Raw genomic sequence first — 19,088 nt, forward strand, 5'->3', positions numbered from 1 at the left:
CCGGGGGGGCTACACTTCCGTGTCGAGGCCCGGGGGCAGGGTGAGGACGAAGCGCCTGATGCGCAGCAGGCGGCCGGTGCGCGGATCGACCTCGCCTTCCGCGCCCAGGCCGCCGCGACCCAGGCCGAGCACCCCGTTGATCAGGCCGAGCGGGCCGAGGCGGGGGCTGTCGTCCAGCAGGTAGGTCTGGATGGTGGCGTGCCGGGCCAGCTTCTCGTTGCACGGCACGCGCAGGTTGACCAGGGCGGTGATCGCCTCGGGGTCCCGTTCCAGGGCCTGGTTGAGGATGTCCAGGGCCCGCCGGGCGGCGTCGTGGCTCACCCCTCGGAGTCCTCGCCGGGGGCATGGGGGGCGACGTGGTCGAGCAGGGTGTCGAGCAGGTGACACAGGCGCTTCAGGTCGGCCGGTTCGGACAGCCGGTGTTCGCCGTTCTTGGCGAACAGGCATTCCACGTCGTCGCCGCTGACCTGCTCCATGATGCGCAGGGCGGTGCGCCAGGGCACGTCGGCGTCCTTCATGCCGTGGATCAGGCGCAGCGGCTGGGTGATCGGCAGCGGGCCGCGCAGCAACAGGTGGTCGCGCCCTTCCTCGATCAGCTTGAGGGCGATGGGGTAGGGGTCGGCGCCGTAGCAGTTGGGCAGATGGACCAGTCCGTCGCGCTTCAGCTCGGCCCGCTGGTCGGCGCTCAGGCCGGGTTCCAGCAGGTCCTCGGTGAAGTCGGGGGCGGCGGCCAGGCCGAGCCCGGCGACCGCCTTCTCGGGCCGGTCGAGCAGGGCGAGCAGCATCAGCCAGCCGCCCATGGACGAGCCGACGATGACCTGCGGGCCCTCGGTCAGATGGTCCAGGGCGGCGGTGACGTCGGCCCGCCAGCGGCCGATGGTGCCCTCCTCGAAGGTGCCGCTGGAGCGCCCGTGGCCGAAGGTGTCCAGACGCAGGAAGGCCTGCCCCCGGGCCCGGCAGTGGGCCTCCAGGGCCAGCGCCTTGCCGCCCTCCATGTCGCTTTTCAGGCCGTGCAGGAAAACCACCCCGGGCGACGCCCCGGAATGGCGCACATAGGCCACCTGGTGACCGTCGCCACGGTCGAGAAATGCGCATTCCGCCTCGGTCATGGCGGCTCCTTTCCAAGGTTGGGCAAGGGGTTCGAGGGGGGCGCCCCATTCCTGATGATTTTTCGGGGCTCCCCTTGTAGGATCGCCTCCGTTTTGGGGTTCGAGGCTCGTATCTTCAACCCCGCCCGCCTGACCCTGTTTCCCCAGCCGCGCCGACAAGCCCTGATGTCCACGCCCGATAGCCCCGTCGTCCTGCAGGTTCTGCCCCGTCTGGTCACCGGCGGGGTGGAGCGCGGCACCATCGAGATCACCCGCGCCCTGGCCGAGGCCGGCTGGCGGCCCCTGGTGGTCAGCGCCGGCGGGCCGATGGTGCATCAGGTCGGCCGGGCCGGCGGCGAGCATGTCACCCTGCCGGTCCACGCCAAGGACCCGGTGACCATGCACTTCAACGTCAACCGCCTGCGCCGGGTGATCGCGCAGAAAAAGGTGGCCCTGGTCCATGCCCGCTCGCGCGCCCCGGCCTTGAGCGCCGTGGTCGCCGCCCGGCGCCAGGGGGTGCCCTTCATGACCACCTTCCACGGCACCTACAACCTGGGTCCGTTCGGTCTGAAGAAGCCCTACAACGCGGTGATGACCAAGGGGCGGCTGGTCATCGCCATCAGCGAGTTCATCAAGCGCCACATCCTGGAGACCTATCAGGTGCCGGAGGCGCGCCTGCGGGTGGTCCATCGCGGTGTCGACCCGACGCTGTTCGATCCCGAGGCGGTCAGCCCCGGGCGGATGATCCGCCTGGCCCAGCGCTGGCGCCTGCCCGACGGGGCGCGCGTCGTCATGCTGCCCGGCCGGCTGACCCGCTGGAAGGGGCAGGCGGTGTTGATCCGGGCGCTGGCCAAACTGGCCCGGCCCGAGGTCCATTGCCTGCTGGTCGGCTCCGATCAGGGCCGCAGCGCCTACACCCGCGAGCTGGAGAAGCTGGCCGCCGAGGCCGGGCTGGGCGACCGGGTCCACATCATCCAGGATTGCGACGACCTGCCGGCCGCCTACATGCTGACCGACGTGGTGGTCAGCGCCTCGACCGACCCGGAGGCCTTTGGCCGGGTGGTGGTCGAGGGCCAGGCCATGGGCCGCCCGGTGATCGCCCCCGACCACGGCGCGGCGCCCGAGTTGGTGCGCCCCGGCGAAACCGGCTGGCTGACCCCGCCGGGCGACCCCGAGGCGCTGGCCGAACGGCTGGCCACGGCGCTCGATCTGTCCACCGAGCGGCGCCACGAGATGGCCCGGGCCGCCATCGAGCACGCCCGGACCCACTTCGACAGCGCCCTGATGGCGGCGCGCACGCTGGATGTTTACCGCGAGGTGTTGGCCGCCGGGCCGACGCCGCGCTAGTTTTTTTCAGGAGACCTCGATGCCCGGTCGCAGACGCCCCGCGGCGCCGCCCCCGGAGGAAAGAGACCACAAGACGCTGGGCACCCGGCCGCCGGCGCCGGGGCAGCGGCGCATCCTGGTCATCAAGCTGTCGGCGCTGGGCGATTTCGTGCAGGCCCTGGGGCCGTGCGCGGCGATCCGCGACTATCACCCGGACGACCACATCACCCTTCTGACCACGCCGCCCTTCGTCGATCTGGCCGAGGCCAGCCCCTACTTCGACGCCGTGGAGATCGACACCCGCCCGAAGATCTGGGAGCTCAAGGCGCTGAAGCGGCTGATCCGGCTGCTCAACCAGAACTTCGACCGGGTCTACGACCTGCAGACCTCGGACCGCTCGTCGCGCTATTTCCAGCTGATGGGCGGGCCCAAGGGCGGGCCGGAGTGGTCGGGCATCGCCAAGGGCTGCTCGCACCCGCACACCAACCCCCGGCGCGACAAAATGCACACCATCGAGCGCCAGGCCAGCCAACTGGCCATGGCCGGCATCTTCGAGGTGGGGCTGCCCGATCTGTCGTGGATCCAGTCCGATGTCGGCCGCCTGGGGCTGCCCGAACGCTATGCCCTGCTGGTTCCCGGCGGCGCCCCGCACCGCCCGGAAAAGCGCTGGCCGGCCCAGTTCTATGGCGAGATCGGCCGCTGGCTGGTCGAGCGCGGGGTGACCCCGGTGATCCTCGGCACCAAGAGCGAGCAGCCCGAGGCCTGGGTCATCGAGGCGATCTGCCCGGAGGCGGTGAACCTTCTGGAAAAGACCAGCCTGTTCGACATCGCCCCGCTGGCCCGCGGGGCCGCCCTGGCGGTGGGCAACGACACCGGACCGATGCACCTGATCGCGCTGTCGGACTGCCCCTCGGTGGTGGTCTACTCGTACGCCTCCGACCCCGCCCTGTGCGGCCAGCGCGGCGCGGCGGTGAAGATCCTGCGCCAGCCGATCGCCGCCGACGTGCGCCTCAGCGAGGTGCGCGAGGCCATCGGCGAGGTGGCGGGGCTGGGGTAGCCCCCCCCCCTCCCGTGGCCCCTTCCTTGACTCACTTCCGGCAGGGTCTATAAGTCGCAGGGCCGCTTGAAGGGGCTGGCTGGAGACTGGCCGGTGCCCCATATGGCGGCTCCCTGTCCCGTCCACCAAGCCGGAATGCGTGCCATCATGATCGCCCTGTCCCTGCCCGACGGCAGCGTGCGCCAGTTCGAGGCCCCGATCTCCGGGGCCGAGCTGGCCGCCGACATCTCGAAAAGCCTGGCCAAGAAGGCCCTGGCCGTCACCGTCAATGGCGAGCTGCGCGATCTCACCCGGACCATCGACACCGACGCCGAGGTGCGCGTCATCACCGCCGCCGACGAGGACATCGCCCTGCCCCTGATCCGCCACGACGCGGCGCATGTCATGGCGCAGGCGGTGCAGGACCTCTATCCCGGCACCCAGGTGACCATCGGCCCGGCGATCGACAACGGCTTCTACTACGACTTCGCCCGCGAAACCCCCTTCACGCCCGACGATCTGGAGAAGATCGAGGCGCGCATGAAGGAGATCGTCGCCGCCGACCTGCCGCTGATCCGCGAGGAGTGGGACCGCGACACCGCCATCAAGACCTTCCGCGACATGGGCGAGGCCTACAAGGCCGAGATCATCGAGGCCCTGCCCGAGGAGGCGCCGATCAGCGTCTACCGCCAGGGCGACTGGTTCGACCTGTGCAAGGGGCCGCACCTGCCCTCGACCGGCAAGCTGGGCACCGCCTTCAAGCTGACCAAGCTGGCCGGGGCCTATTGGCGCGGCGATTCCAACAACGAGATGCTTCAGCGCATCTACGGCACCGCCTGGGCCAACGACAAGCAGCTCAAGGCCTACCTGACCATGCTGGAGGAGGCCGAGAAGCGCGACCACCGCCGGCTGGGCCGCGAGATGGACCTTTTCCACATGCAGGAGGAGGCGCCCGGCGCCGTCTTCTGGCATCCCAACGGCTGGGCCCTGTTCCGCGCCCTGATCGACTACATGCGCCGCCGCCAGGAGGCGGCCGGCTATGTGGAGATCAACACGCCCTCGGTGATGGACCGGGCGATGTGGGAGACCTCCGGCCACTGGCAGACCTTCCGCGAGCACATGTACACCACCCAGACCGAGGACGAGCGCATCTTCGCGCTGAAGCCCATGAACTGCCCGGGCTGTCTGTCGGTGTACCGCTCGGCGACCCGCAGCTACCGCGACCTTCCGCTGCGCATCGCCGAGTTCGGCAAGGTCAACCGCTACGAGCCCTCCGGCGCCCTGCACGGGCTGATGCGGGTGCGCGAGTTCACCCAGGACGACGCCCACATCTTCTGCACGCCCGAGCAGATGGAGGACGAGTGCCGCACCGTGGTCGAGCTGATCATGGACATCTACAAGGACTTCGGCTTCACCGACGTGCGCATCAAGTTCTCCGACCGCCCGGACAAGCGGATCGGCGACGATGCCACCTGGGACAAGCTGGAATCGGCGCTCAAAGGGGCGCTCGATCACATGGGCCTGCCCTACAGCCACAACCCGGGCGAGGGCGCCTTCTACGGCCCCAAGCTCGAGTTCGTGCTGCGCGACGCCATCGGCCGCGACTGGCAGTGCGGTACGCTCCAGGTGGACATGAACCTGCCGGCCCGCTTCCAGGCGGTTTATGTGGACAAGGACGACACCCGCAAGCCGCCGGTCATGCTGCACCGCGCCCTGTTCGGCTCGCTGGAGCGCTTCATCGGCATCCTCACCGAGCACTACGCCGGGCGCTTCCCGCTGTGGCTGGCGCCCCGCCAGGCGGTGGTGGCGACCATCACCTCGGACGCCGACGACCACGCCCGCGCCGTCTTGAAGGCCCTGCAGGCGGCTGGCCTGAAGGCCGAGGCCGACCTGCGCAACGAGAAGATCAACTACAAGATCCGCGAGCACAGCGACGCCAAGGTGCCGGTGATCCTGGTGGTCGGCAAGCGCGAGGCCGAGGAAGGCACGGTGGCGATCCGCCGCCTGGGCGGCAAGGACCAGGAAATTCTTGCGCTGGACAAGGCCGTCGCTACACTGTCGGACGAGGCCGCGCCTCCCGCCTGAGTCGAGACAACCCGCAGATCCAAGCGGGGACTCGGCCAAGGCCCGGACGCGGTCGGGTTGGCCTCGGGGGAGGCCGGCCCATGTCGTCGTGGGGAGGGGGTCGCCCATCCGTCAACGCCGCCGCGCCCGCGTGCGGTCAGAGGCGGGGTGGGCGCTGTGCTTTCCCGCGTCATCCCTGAAAATGCAGTCAAAGGAGGGTGTTCATAGCTAGGCCACCGATGCAGACGCCGCCGTCCAAAGATGGACCGCGCGTCAACGACCAGATTTCGGTCCCCCAGGTTCGTCTCGTCGCCGAGGACGGCGAACAGTTGGGTGTGGTGTCCATTTCCCAGGCCCTGGAGCGGGCCGATCAGGTCGGACTCGATCTGGTGGAAGTGGCGCCCAATGCCGATCCGCCCGTCTGCAAGATTCTCGACTTCGGCAAGTTCAAATACGAACAGCAGAAGAAGAAGAACGAAGCCAAGAAGAAGCAGAAGGTAATCGAGGTCAAGGAAGTCAAGCTCAGGCCCAACATCGAGCGTCACGACTACGAGGTGAAGATGCGCAGTCTTCAGCGCTTCCTCGAGGACGGCGACAAGGTGAAGGTGACGCTGCGCTTCCGGGGCCGCGAAATGGCCCACCAGGACCTGGGCTTCCAGCTTCTGATGAAGGTTCAGGAGCAGTTCGTCGAAAGCGCCAAGGTCGAGCAGCACCCCAAGATGGAGGGGCGCCAGATGGTCATGGTCATGGCTCCGCGTTAAGGGTCAAGGCCCGGCGCGGCCGGCTGTTCCTGGCCGAGACGCCGACGGCTGGCGCACCCACCAAGGGGAGCCGTGCGCCTGTCGTCAGTCGGCCCGTTTCCGGTTCGCCACCCGGTTCGCCACCCGGTTCGCCACGGGGTCACCGCCATGCCACCGCGCATTCCGGCCGACGTCGCCCTGACCGCCGCCATCCGCCAGCTTGAGCAGGCGGTGGCGGAACAGGAGCGGGCGGCCAACCGCATCCTCGGTCTGGCCGAGTTGCTGGTCGAGCGCCAGCCCGGCGAGGCCGAGCGGCTGCGCGTCGAAGGCATCATGGAGGCCTGCGGCTTCCAGGACATCACGGGCCAGCGCCTGCGCAAGGTGGGCAACCTTCTGAAACATCTGGCCCGCGAGCTTGACGTCACCATCCCCCCGCCGCCGGCCGACGCCGACGGCGCTTCCGGCAAGCCCAGGCCCGGCCTCAGCCAGCAGGAGGTGGACCGCCTGCTGCGCCGCCGCCCGTAACGCGGGTGCCGCTCCCTGACAGCGCCCAAGACACGTAACGCGGGTGCCGCTCCCTGACGGCGTCCCAAGAAAAGCCAGCAAAACCTTTCCCCTGGCCCTTTCCCTTGGCCCCTTCCGAGAGACCTTGAGACAGCCATGCAGCATTTTTCCAAGATCCTGGTCGCCAACCGGGGCGAGATCGCCATCCGGGTGATGCGCGCCGCCAACGAGCTGGGCATCCGCACGGTTGCCGTCTACGCGGAGGAGGACAAGCTCTCCCTGCACCGCTTCAAGGCCGACGAGAGCTATCTGATCGGGGCCCACCTGGGGCCGGTGAAGGCCTACCTGTCGGTTGAGGAAATGATCCGCGTGGCCACCGAATCGGGCTGTCAGGCGGTTCATCCGGGCTATGGCTTCCTGTCGGAAAATCCCGAGTTCGCCGAGGCCTGCGCCGCCGCCGGGCTGGTCTTCATCGGGCCGCCGCCGGAGGTCATGCGGGCGCTGGGCAACAAGGTCTCGGCCCGCCGATTGGCCGAGCAGGCCGGCACCCCGGTGATGCCGGCCACCGGCCCCCTGCCCGAGGACATGGACGAGGTGGCGCGCCTCGCCGAGGACGTGGGCTACCCCTTGATGCTGAAGGCCTCGTGGGGTGGCGGCGGGCGCGGCATGCGCATCATCGAGGGGCCGGACGCGCTGGCCCGCGAGGTCACCGCCGGGCGCCGCGAGGCCGAGGCCGCCTTCGGCAACGGCGAGGTCTATCTGGAAAAGCTGGTCCGCCGGGCCCGCCACGTGGAGGTCCAGCTTCTGGGCGACCACCACGGCACCGTGGTGCATCTGTACGAGCGGGACTGCACCGTGCAGCGGCGCAACCAGAAGGTGGTCGAGCGCGCCCCGGCGCCCTACCTGGACGCCGCCGCCCGGGCCGAGCTGTGCGACAGCGCCCTCAAGCTGGCCCGCGCCGCCGCCTACGTGAACGCCGGCACGGCCGAGTTCCTGATGGACCGCGACAGCGGCGCCTTCTACTTCATCGAGGTCAACCCGCGCATCCAGGTCGAGCACACGGTCAGCGAGGAAGTGACCGGCATCGACATCGTCAAGGCGCAGATCCGCATCGCCGCCGGCGGGCGCATCGGCGAGGTGGCGGAGACCGGGGTGCCCGCCCAGCCGGACATCCGCCTCAATGGCCACGCCCTTCAGTGCCGCATCACCACCGAGGACCCGGAGGCCAACTTCATCCCCGACTACGGGCGCATCACCGCCTATCGCGGGGCGACCGGCTTCGGCATCCGGCTGGACGGCGGCACCGCCTATTCGGGCGCCGTCATCACCCGCTACTATGACAGCCTGCTGGAAAAGGTCACCGCCTGGGCGCCGACCCCGGAAGAGGCCATCGCCCGCATGGACCGGGCGCTGCGCGAGTTCCGCATCCGCGGCGTGGCGACCAACCTGGTCTTCGTCGAGAACCTGATCAACCACCCGGCCTTCCAGGCGGCCGACTATTCGACCCGCTTCATCGACCAGACGCCCGAGCTGTTCCAGGTGACCAAGCGGCGCGACCGGGCGACCCGCCTTCTGAACTTCATCGCCGATGTGTCGATCAACGGCAATCCGGAGGTCGCCGGCCGCGCCCGCCCGGCGCCCCACCCCACCCCCAAGGCGCCCGAGGTTCCCGCCGGCACCCCGCCGCAGGGCACCCGCACCCTGCTCGATCGTCTGGGGCCCGAGGGCCTGCGCGACTGGATGCTGGCCCAGGACAAGGTGCTCGTCACCGACACCACCATGCGCGACGCCCACCAGTCGCTGCTCGCCACCCGCATGCGCGGCTTCGACATGGTCCAGGTGGCCGACGCCTACGCCCACCACATGCCCGGGCTGTTCAGCCTGGAGTGCTGGGGCGGCGCCACCTTCGACGTGGCCATGCGCTTCTTGAAGGAATGCCCCTGGGGGCGGCTGGCCGAGCTGCGCCGGCGCATTCCCAACGTGCTGTTCCAGATGCTGCTGCGCGGCGCCAACGGGGTGGGCTACACCAACTACGCCGACAACGTGGTGCAAGGCTTCGTCGCCCGCGCCGCCGCCGAGGGGGTGGACGTCTTCCGCGTCTTCGACAGCCTGAACTGGGTCGAGAACATGCGCGTCGCCATGGACGCCGTGCTCGCCTCGGGCAAGCTGCTGGAGGGCACCATCTGCTACACCGGCGACATGCTGGACCCCCGGCGGCCCAAGTACGACCTCGACTACTACGTGCGCATGGCCGGCGAGCTGAAGGCGGCCGGGGTGCACATCATCGGCCTCAAGGACATGGCCGGCCTGCTCAAGCCGGCGGCGGCGCGCCAGTTGATCCCGGCGCTGAAGGCCGAGACCGGGCTGCCGGTGCACTTCCACACCCACGACACCAGCGGCATCGCCGCCGCCACCGTGCTGGCCGCCGTGGAGTCCGGGGTCGATGCCTTCGACGCCGCCATGGACAGCCTGTCCGGGCTGACCAGCCAGCCCAACCTGGGCTCGCTGGTCGAGGCCCTGCGCGGCGGGCCGCGCGACAGCGGGCTCGATCCGGCGACCATCCGCCGCTTCTCCGACTACTGGGAGATGGTCCGCAAGCAGTACGCCGCCTTCGAGGCCGACCTGAGGTTCGGCGCTTCCGAGGTCTATCTGCACGAGATGCCGGGCGGCCAGTTCACCAACCTGCGCGAACAGGCCCGCGCCATGGGCCTGGAGGAACGCTGGCACGAGGTGGCCCGGGCCTATGCCGAGGTCAACCAGATGTTCGGCGACATCGTGAAGGTGACGCCGTCCTCCAAGGTGGTCGGCGACATGGCGCTGTCGATGATCTCGGCCGGCCTGACCCGGGCCGACGTGGAAGACCCCGAGCGCGACATCAGCTTCCCCGATTCGGTGGTCCAGATGATGCGCGGCGATCTCGGCCAACCCCCCGGCGGCTGGCCCAAGGCGCTGCAGAAGAAGGTGCTGAAGGATCAGCCGCCGATCACCGTGCGCCCCGGTTCGGTGGTGCCGCCGGCCGATCTCGCCGCCCTGCGCGCCGAGGCCGAGACCAAGGCCGAGCGGGCGATCAGCGACGTCGAGTTCGAGAGCTACCTGATGTACCCCAAGGTGTTCCTCGACTACGCCGCCCACCACCGCGACAACGGACCGGTCGAGGTGTTGCCCACCCCGGTCTTCTTCTACGGCATGGAGCCGGGCCAGGAGATCGCCGTCGAGCTGGAGCCGGGCAAGACCCTGAACATCCGCTGCCAGGCCTTCGGGGCGGCCGACGAGGCCGGCCACGTGAAGGTCTTCTTCGAGCTCAACGGCCAGCCGCGCACCGCCAAGGTGGCGGACCGCAAGGCGGTCGAGCACGCCCCCAAGCATCCCAAGGCCGATCCCGCCAATCCGGGCCACGTGGCCGCCCCCATGCCGGGGCTGATCGCCTCGGTGGCGGTCAAGGAGGGGCAGAAGGTGCGGGCCGGTGATCTGTTGCTGACCATCGAGGCGATGAAGATGGAAACCGCCCTCAATGCCGAGCGCGACGGCACGGTGGCCCGTGTGGTCACCCCGGCCGGCACCCAGGTCGACGCCAAGGACCTGCTGCTGGAGCTGACCGACTGAGCCCGGCGCCCGCCGCCATCCCCGCGCCCTGGCGGCTGATCGCCGGCGGGGCCGGGGCGACCCTGGTCGCCATCGGCCTGGGGCGTTTCGCCTATGCCGCCCTGCTGCCGGCGATCATCGAGGCCGGCTGGGTCAGCGAGGCCGAAGGCGCCTACATCGGCGCCGCCAACCTGTTGGGCTACCTGATCGGCGCGCTGACCGCCCCCTGGGCGGCGCGGCGCTTCGGGGCGCGGCGGGTGGTGCGGCTCAGCCTGCTCGCCGTGCTGCTCAGCTTCGCCTGTTGCGCCGGCCCGGCGCCGGCCCTGTGGGTCTCCGGCTGGCGGTTGGTCGCCGGGGTGGCCGGGGCGCTTCTGATGGTCGTCGCGCCCTCGGCGGTGCTGGCCGGGCTGCCGGCCGAGCGGCGGCGCTTCGGCTCGACCCTGATCTTCAGCAGCATCGGCGTCGGCATCGTCGCCTCGGCGTTGATCGTGCCGCCCCTGGTGCAATGGAGCCTGTCCGCCGGCTGGCTGGCCATGAGCCTGCTCGGCCTGATCCCGGCCTATCTGTGCTGGCGCCATCTGGTGCCGCCGGAGACCGCCGCCGCGCCGCGCCAGGACGTCGACAGGCTGATCCCGCCGGGCCACGGGCTGGCCTTCGGCGCGGTGCTGCTGGCCTATGGGCTGGATGCCGTGGGCTTCGTGCCGCACACCGTGTTCTGGGTCGACTATCTGGCCCGCGAGGCCGGGCAGGGTGCGGCCGCCGGCGTCTACTGGGCGCTGTTCGGGGTGGGCGGCATCGTCGGCCCCTTCGCCGCCGGGCTGGCCGCCCAGACGGTGGGCTGGCAACGGGCCCTGGTGCTCGCCCTTTCGGTCAAGGCGCTGGCCGTCGGGCTGCCCCTGCTGGTTGCCACGCCGTGGGGGCTTGGGGCTTCGTCGTTCCTGGTCGGGGCGCTGGTCCCGGGGGTGGTGGCCCTGGTCTCCGGGCGGCTGGCCGAGGTGGTCGGCCTGGGCCCGCACCGCCGGGCCTGGGGGCTGGCCACCGCCGGCTTCGCCCTCTGTCAGGCGCTGGCGGCCTACGCCATGGCCACCCTCTATGTGGCGGCGGGCAGTTCGCTGCCCCTGTTCGCCGTCGCCGCCGGCGCCCTGGCGCTGGCGGTGGTGGTGCTCCTGCTGGCGGCGCTTGCGGACCGCCTCAGCGCCTGACCAGCACCGTGAAATCCTCGGGCAGGTAGTCGGTGAGCAGATGCACCTTCCGCCCCAGGCGGGTGGCGAAGCGCACCCAGTCGGCGGGGTCGGCGGTGTACAGGCGGCCGGTCAGCTTCGGCCCGTCGGCGCGCAGCAGGTTGAAGGCGATGCCGTAACGGCTGCTCTGGGCCAGTTGGGTCAGGCTGTGGCGGATCATCGCCTCCCACTCGCCGCGCGGGGTGTCGCCCATCAGGTTGAAGGTGCCGCTGACCAGCCCGAAGTCGGCCGGCCGGTCGGGGCGGTCGGCCTGCACGAAGGTGGCCCGGGGGTCGTGGATTGACTGGCGGGCCAGGGCGATCATGCCGTCGGAGATGTCGTAGCCCCGATAGCCGGCCAGCGGCGGGTCGAGCCGCCGCTCCAGCCAGTTGAACAGGGCGCCGTAGCCACAGCCCAGGTCGTTGACGGTGATGGCGCGGCCCTGGGGCGCCGCCTCGAACAGCCGGGCCAGTTGCTCGAAGCGGGTGTGCACCGCCTCGGTCGAGGTCCAGCCGCAACCCTCGGGGCGGGCGCCTTTCATGCGCGCGCCGTTGTCGAAGATGCGGGCCACCGGGCCCAGGGGATCGCGGGGTTTGGTCGCTTCGGGAGTCTCGGGGCTCTGGGTCACGGTCCGGGGTTCACTGGTGGGGGGCTTAGAGCAGATCGTGCGAAATGTGAATCGCGGAGCGCTTCAGATTTCGCACGATCTGCTCTCGGCTCTAGGCGCCGAAGCGCTCAAGCAGGCGGGCGACGCTGTTCACATAGCCGCCGCCGAACAGGCGGACGTGGACCAGCAGGGGATAGAGATTATAGAGGTCGCGGCGGGCCTCGAAAAAGCCCGGCGAAAGCGGGCGGATTTCCTGGTAGCGCTCGAAGAAGGGCTGGCCGAAGGTGCCGAACAGGGTGGAAAAGGCCAGCTCGATCTCCGGGTCGGCGTAATAGATGGCCGGGTCGACGAAGCCGCTGATCCGCCCCTGGTCGACCAGCACGTTGCCGGTCCACAAATCGCCGTGGATCAGCGCCGGGGCGGCCGGGGCGTCGATCCAGCGGCCCAGGGTGGCGGCCAGTTTGTCCACCCGGTCGGCCAGGTGACCCGGCAGTTGCCCTTCGCGGCGCGCTGCCTCGGCCATGTGGCGCAGGCGATGGTCGGCGAAGAAGCCCACCCAGTCGTCGCTCCACGGGTTGGGCTGGGGCAGGCCGCCGATCACCGTGTCGCGCTCGAAGCCGTAGGCCGGGCCGGTCACGCCGTGCAGATGGGCCACGATCTCCGCCGCCTGACGCTGGCTCTCGCCGTCCAGCCGGCCGCCGCCGTGCAGCATTTCCATCAGCAGCAGATGGTCGTCGGCGTGCAGCACCCGGGGCACCGGCAGGCGCGAATGGCGCTTGAGGTAGCCCAGCATGAAACCTTCCAGCTTCAGGCCGCCGGCCGGGCCGTCGGCGGTCTTGGCGACCAGCCGTTCGCCGTCCGACAACTCCAGGCCGACCACGCGGCCCACGCAGCCGTCGGCCAGCGGCCACTGGCGGACCACCCGGGCCCCGGTGCTGGCCTCGACCAGTTGGTCCAGGAGCGCGTGGCGCGCGGTCATGATGTCGGGGGGGCGGCCAGCAGGTCGGCGAGCAGACCCTGGGCGCCGTCCTCGATCATGTCGAGCACCGTTTCGAAGCCGTCCGGCCCGCCGTAGTAGGGGTCGCCGACGTCGCCCGAATGGCGGCGCGCGTGGTCCAGGAACAGCCCCAGGCGGGCGGTGGCGCCGGGCGGGGCCATGGCGCGCATCTCCCGAAGGTGGCCGCGATCCATCGCCAGCATCACATCGAAGCGGCTGAAATCGGCCGCCTCCAGCCGCCGCGCCCGGATGTCGTCCAGCCGGTAGCCGCGCCGGGCGGCGGCGGCGCGGGTCCGTGGGTCGGGCGGTTCGCCGACATGGAAGGCGGTGGTGCCGGCCGAATCGCACGCGATTTCGTCGGTCCGCCCGGCGGCCGCCAACTGGTGACGGAACACCCCCTCGGCGGTCGGCGAGCGGCAGATGTTCCCGGTGCAGACGAAAAGAACGCGGATCATGGCCCCGGCGGCGCAACGGACGGACTGCGCCCGGTTATAGCACCCCGCCCCGGCCCCCGAAAGGCCGGCGCCCGATTGGGGGTTTGAACTGGCCCGCCTCCCCGACCTATCCTGCCCCCCCATCCTCCCCACCTGACCAGGAGCCGCCCGGCGTGTCCTCTGAGCTGCCCACCCCCGGACCCATCGTCATCCTCACCGGCGCCGGCATCAGCAAGGAGTCGGGGCTCGACACCTTCCGCGACAAGGACGGCATCTGGGCCCGCCACAGCCTGGAAGAGGTGGCCACACCGGAAGGCTTCGCCCGCGACCCGGCCAAGGTGCACGCCTTCTACAACGCCCGGCGCCGGCAACTGGCCGAGCCCGACCTTGCCCCCAACCCCGGCCATCTGGCCCTGGCCAAACTGGAGGCGGAATGGCCCCACCCGGTGCTGGTGGTCACCCAGAACATCGACAACCTGCACGAACGGGCCGGCACCACCCACCTTCTGCACATGCACGGCGAGTTGACCAAGGTCCGCTGCACCGCCTGTGACGCGGTGCTCGAATGGCCCGGCGACCTCGAGGTGAGCACCGCCTGCCCGGCCTGCGCCCGGGTCGGCACCCTGCGCCCGCATATCGTCTGGTTCGGCGAGATCCCCCTTCACATGGAAGAGATCGACGCCGCCCTGTCGGCCTGCAGCCTGTTCCTGTCCATCGGCACCTCGGGCAACGTCTATCCGGCGGCCGGCTTCGTGCACATGGTGCGCAGCCTGGGCCGGGCCCACAGCGTGGAGCTGAACCTGGAACCCAGCCAGGGAGCCAGCCTGTTCGCCGAAACCATCCACGGCCCGGCCAGCCAGGTGGTGCCGGCCTACGTCGAACGCCTGCTCGCCGGGCTTTCGGATGCCCCCGGCTGACGACCCCTTCGCCCGCCTCGCCGCCGAGGCCCGGGCCTGCACCGCCTGCGCGCCCCATCTGCCCCACGCGCCGCGCCCGGTGCTCAAGGGCTCGTCCAGCGCCCGCCTGCTGATCGTCGGCCAGGCCCCGGGGCGGCGGGTGCACGAGACCGGCATCCCGTGGAACGACCCCTCCGGCCAACGCCTGCGCGCCTGGCTCGGCCTGAGCCCACAAACCTTCTACGATGAAAGCCGCGTCGCCATCGTCCCCATGGGCCTGTGTTACCCCGGCACCCAGGGCCGCGCCGACGCCCCGCCACGCCCCGAATGCGCGCCCCTGTGGCAGGCCAGGGCCCGCGCCGCCCTGCCCAACCTCGACACCACCCTGCTGGTCGGCAGCCACGCCCAACGCTTCCATCTCCACTCCAGAAGCTCCATGACCGACACCGTGCGCGCCTTCGCCGACCTCGCCCCCACCCTGTGGCCGCTGCCCCACCCAAGCTGGCGCAACAATGCCTGGCTGAAACACCACCCCTGGTTTGAAACCGACCTGCTGCCAGCCCTGCGCCGCCACCTTGCGCAACTGTTGACGGCGTAGCCGCGTGGCGGCCGCTGGATGGGGCGCTGCCCCATACCCCGCCGGGGAGGCTGGGCCTCCCCGGACCCCGCCATTTCGTTGGTGTTGAACGCCGGCAACTGAGTTGGAAGCGAGTGGGGTTGGTTGCGGGCCAGCTTCGCTGGCCCGCGAAAACAAAAAAACCCTCCACCGAGGAGCGCGTTGCACCGACAGCGTCCCCTGCTTTTGGTTGTTTCGCAGACCAGCGAAGCTGGCCTGCACCCAACCACCATCCGAGCTTGTTTCGGCGTTTGCGTCCCGCGCCAACGAAATGGCGGGGGTCCGGGGGACCGCCTTCGGTCCCCCGGTGGGGGTTTGGGGGCAAAGCCCCCGTCTGCTGGCCCGCGTAACCAAAAGCCCTTCACCGAGGAGCGTGTCGCGCCGACAGCGCCCCCTTTTATTGGTTGTTTCGCAGGCCAGCGAAGCTGGCCTGCACCCAACCACCATCCGAGCCTGTTTCGGCGTTTGCGTTCCGCGCCAATGAAATGGCGGGGGTCCGGGGGGCCGCCTTCGGTCCCCCGGTGGGGGTTCGGGGGCAAAGCCCCCGTCTGCTGGCGCGGGGGGGGCGGGGACAACGCTCCCGTTCATCGACGGCGTGCGCAGGCGGTGCTTGCCGGAGGGTGGGGCGGCGTTTAGACAGGCGGGAGGGATTTACTCCAGGGGCGTTGTTTCATGTCGACTCTTGACCAGGCTTTTGCCGCCGCCGCGCAGTTGCTGACCCGTTGCCGCGAGGACGGGGCGTTGTTGGCGGCGATGGAGAAGGCGCATGCGCTGTGCAACGTGGCCTTGGGGCAGCGTCTGCCGGTGCTGGTCTGTGGCAATGGTGGATCGATGGCTGATGCGCTGCATCTGGCCGGTGAGTTGACGGCTCGTTTCCGGCGCGACCGTCAGGGGCTGCCGGTGATCGCCTTGGGGGCCAACCCGGCGACCCTGACGGCGTGGTCCAATGACGTGGGCTATGCCTCGGCCCTGGCGCGTGAGGTGGAGGCCTATGGGCGTCCGGGTGGGGTGGTGATCGGGTTGTCGACCAGTGGCAATTCGGCCAACGTGGTGGCGGCTTTCGAGGCGGCGCGGGCTGGGGGGCTGGCGACGGTGGCGTTGACCGGCGAAGGCGGTGGCCGACTGGCGTCGTTGGCTGATGTGCTGTTGGCCGTGCCGGCGCGTGACACGGCGGCCATCCAGCAGGTTCATCTGGTGCTGTACCATGTCCTGTGCGACCGGCTGGAGGCTGATCTGGCGGGCGGTTGAGCAGGGGATTGCTTGAGCGGCCGGTGGGGCGACCTATATCTGGCACATCTGCTGTTCTTCTCCCCTTTCACGCGCAGGGAAGCCAAGCCATGACATCTTTTTCGCGCCGGGCGTTGGGGCGTTTCGCCGCCCTTGCCCTGTTTCTGTCGTTCAGCCTGCTGGCGCTGCCGGCGCGGGCCGCCGAGCCGCTGTCGGTGGTGGTGTCGATCCTGCCCCAGAAGTGGCTGGTCGAGGCGGTGGGGGGTGATGCGGTGACGGTCACGGTGATGGTGCCGCCCGGCGCCTCGCCGGCCACCTACGAGCCCAAGCCGGGTCAGATGCGCGCCCTTGAGGCGGCCGACCTCTACTTCTCCATCGGTGTGCCGTTCGAGGCGGCATGGCTGCCCCGCCTGCACGACGCGGCGCCCGGTCTGGCGGTGATCGACATGGCCAGGGACGTCAAGCGCCGGCCCATCGACGGCCTGCCGGCGGCGCATGACGAGCACGATCACGACGCGCACGATCACGACGAGCATGCGGACGAACACGAGGGTGATCACGAGCACGAGGACCACGCGGACCACGACCAGGGCACCGTCATCGACCATGGCGACCACCAGCATGTGGTCGGCCAGCCCGACCCCCACGTCTGGCTGTCGCCGGCGGCCATGCGGCTGATGGCGGCCACGGTGTTCGAGTCGCTGAGCACCGCCCGTCCCCAGGCCGCGCCCGCCCTCAGGGCCAATCTGACCGAGGCGGTGGCGACCATCGGGGCGGTCGATCAGGCGGTGGCCGAGTCGCTGGCCGGCATCGAGCGGCCCACCTTCATGGTCTTCCACCCCGCCTGGGGCTACTTCGCCGACCTTTACGGCCTGCACCAGCTGCCGATCGAGGTGCACGGCAACGAGCCCAGCCCGCGCGAGCTGGCCCAGGTGATCGACACGGCGCGCGACCACCGGGTGTCGGCGGTCTTCGTGCAGGCCCAGTTCTCGCAACGCGCCGCCGAGGCCATTGCCGGCGACCTGGGGATCTCGGTGGTCGCCCTGGACCCGCTCGACCCCGACTGGCCGGCGACGCTGAAGGCCGCCGGCGATGCCTTCGCCAAGGCGCTCGGCCCGGCGCAATGAGCCCGCCAGCGCTCCAGTTCGAGGACGTCTGCTTCGCCTACAACGGGGCGCCGGTGCTGGAGGGGGTGAGCTTCTCCCTGCCGGCCGGCGCCCTGCTCGGCGTGCTGGGGCCCAACGGCGCCGGCAAGACCACCCTGGCCCGCCTCGCCATGGGCCGCCTGACCCCGACCTCGGGCCGGGTCCTGGTGGCCGGGCGCGACCCCAGGAAGGCGGCCGGGCGGATCGGCTACGTGCCCCAGTTCATGACCCTGACCCAGGGCTTTCCGGTCAAGGTGGTCGATCTGGTTGCCCTGGGCGCCCTGCCGGCCGGGCTGGCCGGCTGGCTTAAGGGGGGCGATGCGGCCGGGCGGCGGCGGCGGGCGCTTGAGGCCCTGGAGGCGGTGGAGCTGGCCGATCTGGCCGACCGTCCGGTGGCCGAGCTGTCCGGCGGCCAGCGCCAGCGGGTGCTGATTGCCCGCGCCCTGGTCGGCGATCCCGAGCTTCTGATCCTCGACGAGCCGACCGCCAACATCGATCCGGCCGGCAAGAGCTGCATCGTCGACCTGCTCGACGGTCTGGCCGAGCGGCGCACGGTGGTTCTCATCTCGCACGACCTGACGGTGACCGTGCCCCACATCACGGCGGTGGCGGCGGTCAACCGGCGGGTGCTGTTCCGCCCCGAGCCGCGGCTCGACCAGGAGATGCTGGAGTTGATCTACGGCCTGCACCGCCACGACTGCCCGATGGACAGTTTCATCCACCATCTGGTCGAGCGCCAGCCGACCCTGGGGCGGCGACACGGGGACTCCGCCGGTGCTTGACCTGCTAGCCTATCCCTTCGTCCAGCGAGCCCTGGCGGCGGCCTTTCTGGTCAGCATCGCCTGCGGGGTGATGGGCGCCCTGGTGGTGGTCAACCGCATGACCTTCCTGGCCGGCGGCGTCGCCCATGCCGGCTATGGCGGGGTCGGGCTGGCCTTCTTCGCTGGCTGGCCGGTGCTGCCCACGGCGGCCGGTTTCTCGGTGCTGGCGGCGCTGGCCGCCGGGCTGCTCAGCCGGCGGCGTGACGAGCGGATGGATGTCACGGTCGGCCTGCTGTGGGCCGGCGGCATGGCCTTCGGGGTGCTGCTGCTCGACCTTACAGAGGGCTACAACGTCGATCTGATGAGCTATCTGTTCGGCTCCATCCTGACCGTCGGGCCGGACACCCTGTCGACCATGGCCCTGCTGGTCGCCCTGCTGGTCGGACTGGTCGGGCTGTTCTACCGCCCGCTGCTGGCCCTGTCGCTGGACCGCGAGTTCGCCCACACCCGGGGCCTGCCGGTGGGCGCCCTGCACCTGTTGCTGCTGGGGCTGATCGCGCTGGCGGTGATGACCGCCGTGCCGGCCATCGGGCTGGTCCTGGTGATTGCCCTGTTGACCACCCCGGCCCATCTGGCCGAGCGCCACGCCGGCTCGCTGGCCGGCATGATGGTGCTGGCCAGCCTGTGGGCCTTCGCCTTCTGTCTGATCGGTCTGGGGCTGGCCTTCTGGCTTGATCTGACCTCGGGCGCGGCGATCATCGCGGTGGCGGTGGCCAGCGTGGCGGTGGCCGAACTGCTGCCCCGCCGAAAGCGAATTGCGCGACCGGAAACGGGATGAACCCGGC

General features: G+C 70.4%; 18 protein-coding genes. 13 read left to right on the top strand and 5 right to left on the bottom strand.

The annotated features are described in order from the left end of the window. Positions 1-9: 9 nt before the first annotated feature. Both BLR95_RS07545 and BLR95_RS07550 read right to left on the bottom strand, forming a co-directional pair. On the bottom strand, positions 10-321 hold the full coding sequence (locus BLR95_RS07545; protein ID WP_092617805.1) for a hypothetical protein: 312 nt from the start codon (positions 319-321) through the stop codon (positions 10-12). Next, positions 318-1,109 carry an alpha/beta hydrolase gene (locus BLR95_RS07550; RefSeq protein WP_092617808.1) on the bottom strand — a complete coding sequence of 264 codons (792 nt, stop codon included), beginning with the start codon at positions 1,107-1,109 and terminating at the stop codon, positions 318-320. The genes BLR95_RS07545 and BLR95_RS07550 overlap by 4 nt, the downstream gene beginning before the upstream one ends. A 165-nt stretch (positions 1,110-1,274) precedes the next feature. Between BLR95_RS07550 and BLR95_RS07555 the strand changes: the two genes are divergently transcribed. From BLR95_RS07555 to BLR95_RS07585, 7 genes are all read left to right on the top strand, one after another. Beyond that, positions 1,275-2,435, top strand: coding sequence for a glycosyltransferase family 4 protein (locus tag BLR95_RS07555; protein WP_092618330.1), 1,161 nt, complete (start codon positions 1,275-1,277; stop codon positions 2,433-2,435). Positions 2,436-2,454: 19 nt separating this feature from the next. Then, positions 2,455-3,471, top strand: a complete 1,017-nt coding sequence (locus BLR95_RS07560) for a glycosyltransferase family 9 protein (RefSeq protein WP_092617811.1) — start codon at positions 2,455-2,457, stop codon at positions 3,469-3,471. A gap of 147 nt (positions 3,472-3,618) precedes the next feature. Next, positions 3,619-5,535 (top strand): threonine--tRNA ligase, encoded by a 1,917-nt coding sequence (gene thrS / locus BLR95_RS07565; protein ID WP_092617814.1) that lies wholly within the window; start codon positions 3,619-3,621, stop codon positions 5,533-5,535. A gap of 218 nt (positions 5,536-5,753) precedes the next feature. Next, complete coding sequence (gene infC / locus BLR95_RS07570) at positions 5,754-6,275, top strand: translation initiation factor IF-3 (RefSeq protein WP_092617817.1); 522 nt, start codon at positions 5,754-5,756, stop codon at positions 6,273-6,275. A 147-nt stretch (positions 6,276-6,422) separates the two neighbouring features. Continuing rightward, positions 6,423-6,779, top strand: a complete 357-nt coding sequence (locus BLR95_RS07575; protein ID WP_092617820.1) for a hypothetical protein — start codon at positions 6,423-6,425, stop codon at positions 6,777-6,779. A 135-nt stretch (positions 6,780-6,914) separates the two neighbouring features. Further along, positions 6,915-10,361 (top strand): pyruvate carboxylase, encoded by a 3,447-nt coding sequence (locus tag BLR95_RS07580; protein ID WP_092617823.1) that lies wholly within the window; start codon positions 6,915-6,917, stop codon positions 10,359-10,361. A gap of 71 nt (positions 10,362-10,432) precedes the next feature. Continuing rightward, on the top strand, positions 10,433-11,542 hold the full coding sequence (locus tag BLR95_RS07585; RefSeq protein WP_281241290.1) for a YbfB/YjiJ family MFS transporter: 1,110 nt from the start codon (positions 10,433-10,435) through the stop codon (positions 11,540-11,542). On the opposite strand, the gene BLR95_RS07590 is transcribed toward BLR95_RS07585, so the two are convergent. The 3 genes from BLR95_RS07590 to BLR95_RS07600 all read right to left on the bottom strand — a co-directional run bounded on the left by BLR95_RS07590 (position 11,532) and on the right by BLR95_RS07600 (position 13,619). Beyond that, complete coding sequence (locus tag BLR95_RS07590) at positions 11,532-12,188, bottom strand: class I SAM-dependent methyltransferase (RefSeq protein ID WP_092617829.1); 657 nt, start codon at positions 12,186-12,188, stop codon at positions 11,532-11,534. The genes BLR95_RS07585 and BLR95_RS07590 overlap by 11 nt on opposite strands. A 91-nt stretch (positions 12,189-12,279) precedes the next feature. Next, complete coding sequence (locus tag BLR95_RS07595) at positions 12,280-13,146, bottom strand: fructosamine kinase family protein (protein ID WP_092617832.1); 867 nt, start codon at positions 13,144-13,146, stop codon at positions 12,280-12,282. Then, a complete protein-coding gene (locus tag BLR95_RS07600; protein WP_092617834.1) occupies positions 13,143-13,619 on the bottom strand; it encodes a low molecular weight protein-tyrosine-phosphatase in 477 nt (158 codons plus the stop codon). The genes BLR95_RS07595 and BLR95_RS07600 overlap by 4 nt, the downstream gene beginning before the upstream one ends. A 152-nt stretch (positions 13,620-13,771) precedes the next feature. Here BLR95_RS07600 and cobB point away from each other — a divergent pair, with 152 nt between their 5' ends. The 6 genes from cobB (at position 13,772) to BLR95_RS07630 (ending at position 19,081) form a co-directional block, all read left to right on the top strand. Continuing rightward, positions 13,772-14,515, top strand: coding sequence for a Sir2 family NAD+-dependent deacetylase (gene cobB, locus BLR95_RS07605; RefSeq protein WP_245689348.1), 744 nt, complete (start codon positions 13,772-13,774; stop codon positions 14,513-14,515). After that, entirely contained in the window at positions 14,502-15,092 is a 591-nt protein-coding gene (locus tag BLR95_RS07610) for a uracil-DNA glycosylase family protein (protein WP_092617837.1), read from the top strand. The genes cobB and BLR95_RS07610 overlap by 14 nt, the downstream gene beginning before the upstream one ends. Before the next feature lie 690 nt (positions 15,093-15,782). Beyond that, entirely contained in the window at positions 15,783-16,358 is a 576-nt protein-coding gene (locus BLR95_RS07615; protein ID WP_092617840.1) for a D-sedoheptulose-7-phosphate isomerase, read from the top strand. An 89-nt stretch (positions 16,359-16,447) separates the two neighbouring features. Beyond that, positions 16,448-17,464: a metal ABC transporter solute-binding protein, Zn/Mn family gene (locus tag BLR95_RS07620; RefSeq protein ID WP_092617843.1), complete on the top strand. Its 1,017-nt coding sequence runs from the start codon at positions 16,448-16,450 to the stop codon at positions 17,462-17,464. Then, positions 17,461-18,264: a metal ABC transporter ATP-binding protein gene (locus BLR95_RS07625; RefSeq protein ID WP_092617846.1), complete on the top strand. Its 804-nt coding sequence runs from the start codon at positions 17,461-17,463 to the stop codon at positions 18,262-18,264. The genes BLR95_RS07620 and BLR95_RS07625 overlap by 4 nt, the downstream gene beginning before the upstream one ends. Further along, positions 18,257-19,081 carry a metal ABC transporter permease gene (locus BLR95_RS07630; RefSeq protein WP_092617849.1) on the top strand — a complete coding sequence of 275 codons (825 nt, stop codon included), beginning with the start codon at positions 18,257-18,259 and terminating at the stop codon, positions 19,079-19,081. Before BLR95_RS07625 ends, BLR95_RS07630 begins: the two co-directional genes overlap by 8 nt. The last annotated feature ends 7 nt before the right edge of the window (positions 19,082-19,088 follow it).

The organism is Roseospirillum parvum, assembly GCF_900100455.1.
Taxonomy (GTDB): Bacteria; Pseudomonadota; Alphaproteobacteria; order Rhodospirillales; family Rhodospirillaceae; genus Roseospirillum; species Roseospirillum parvum.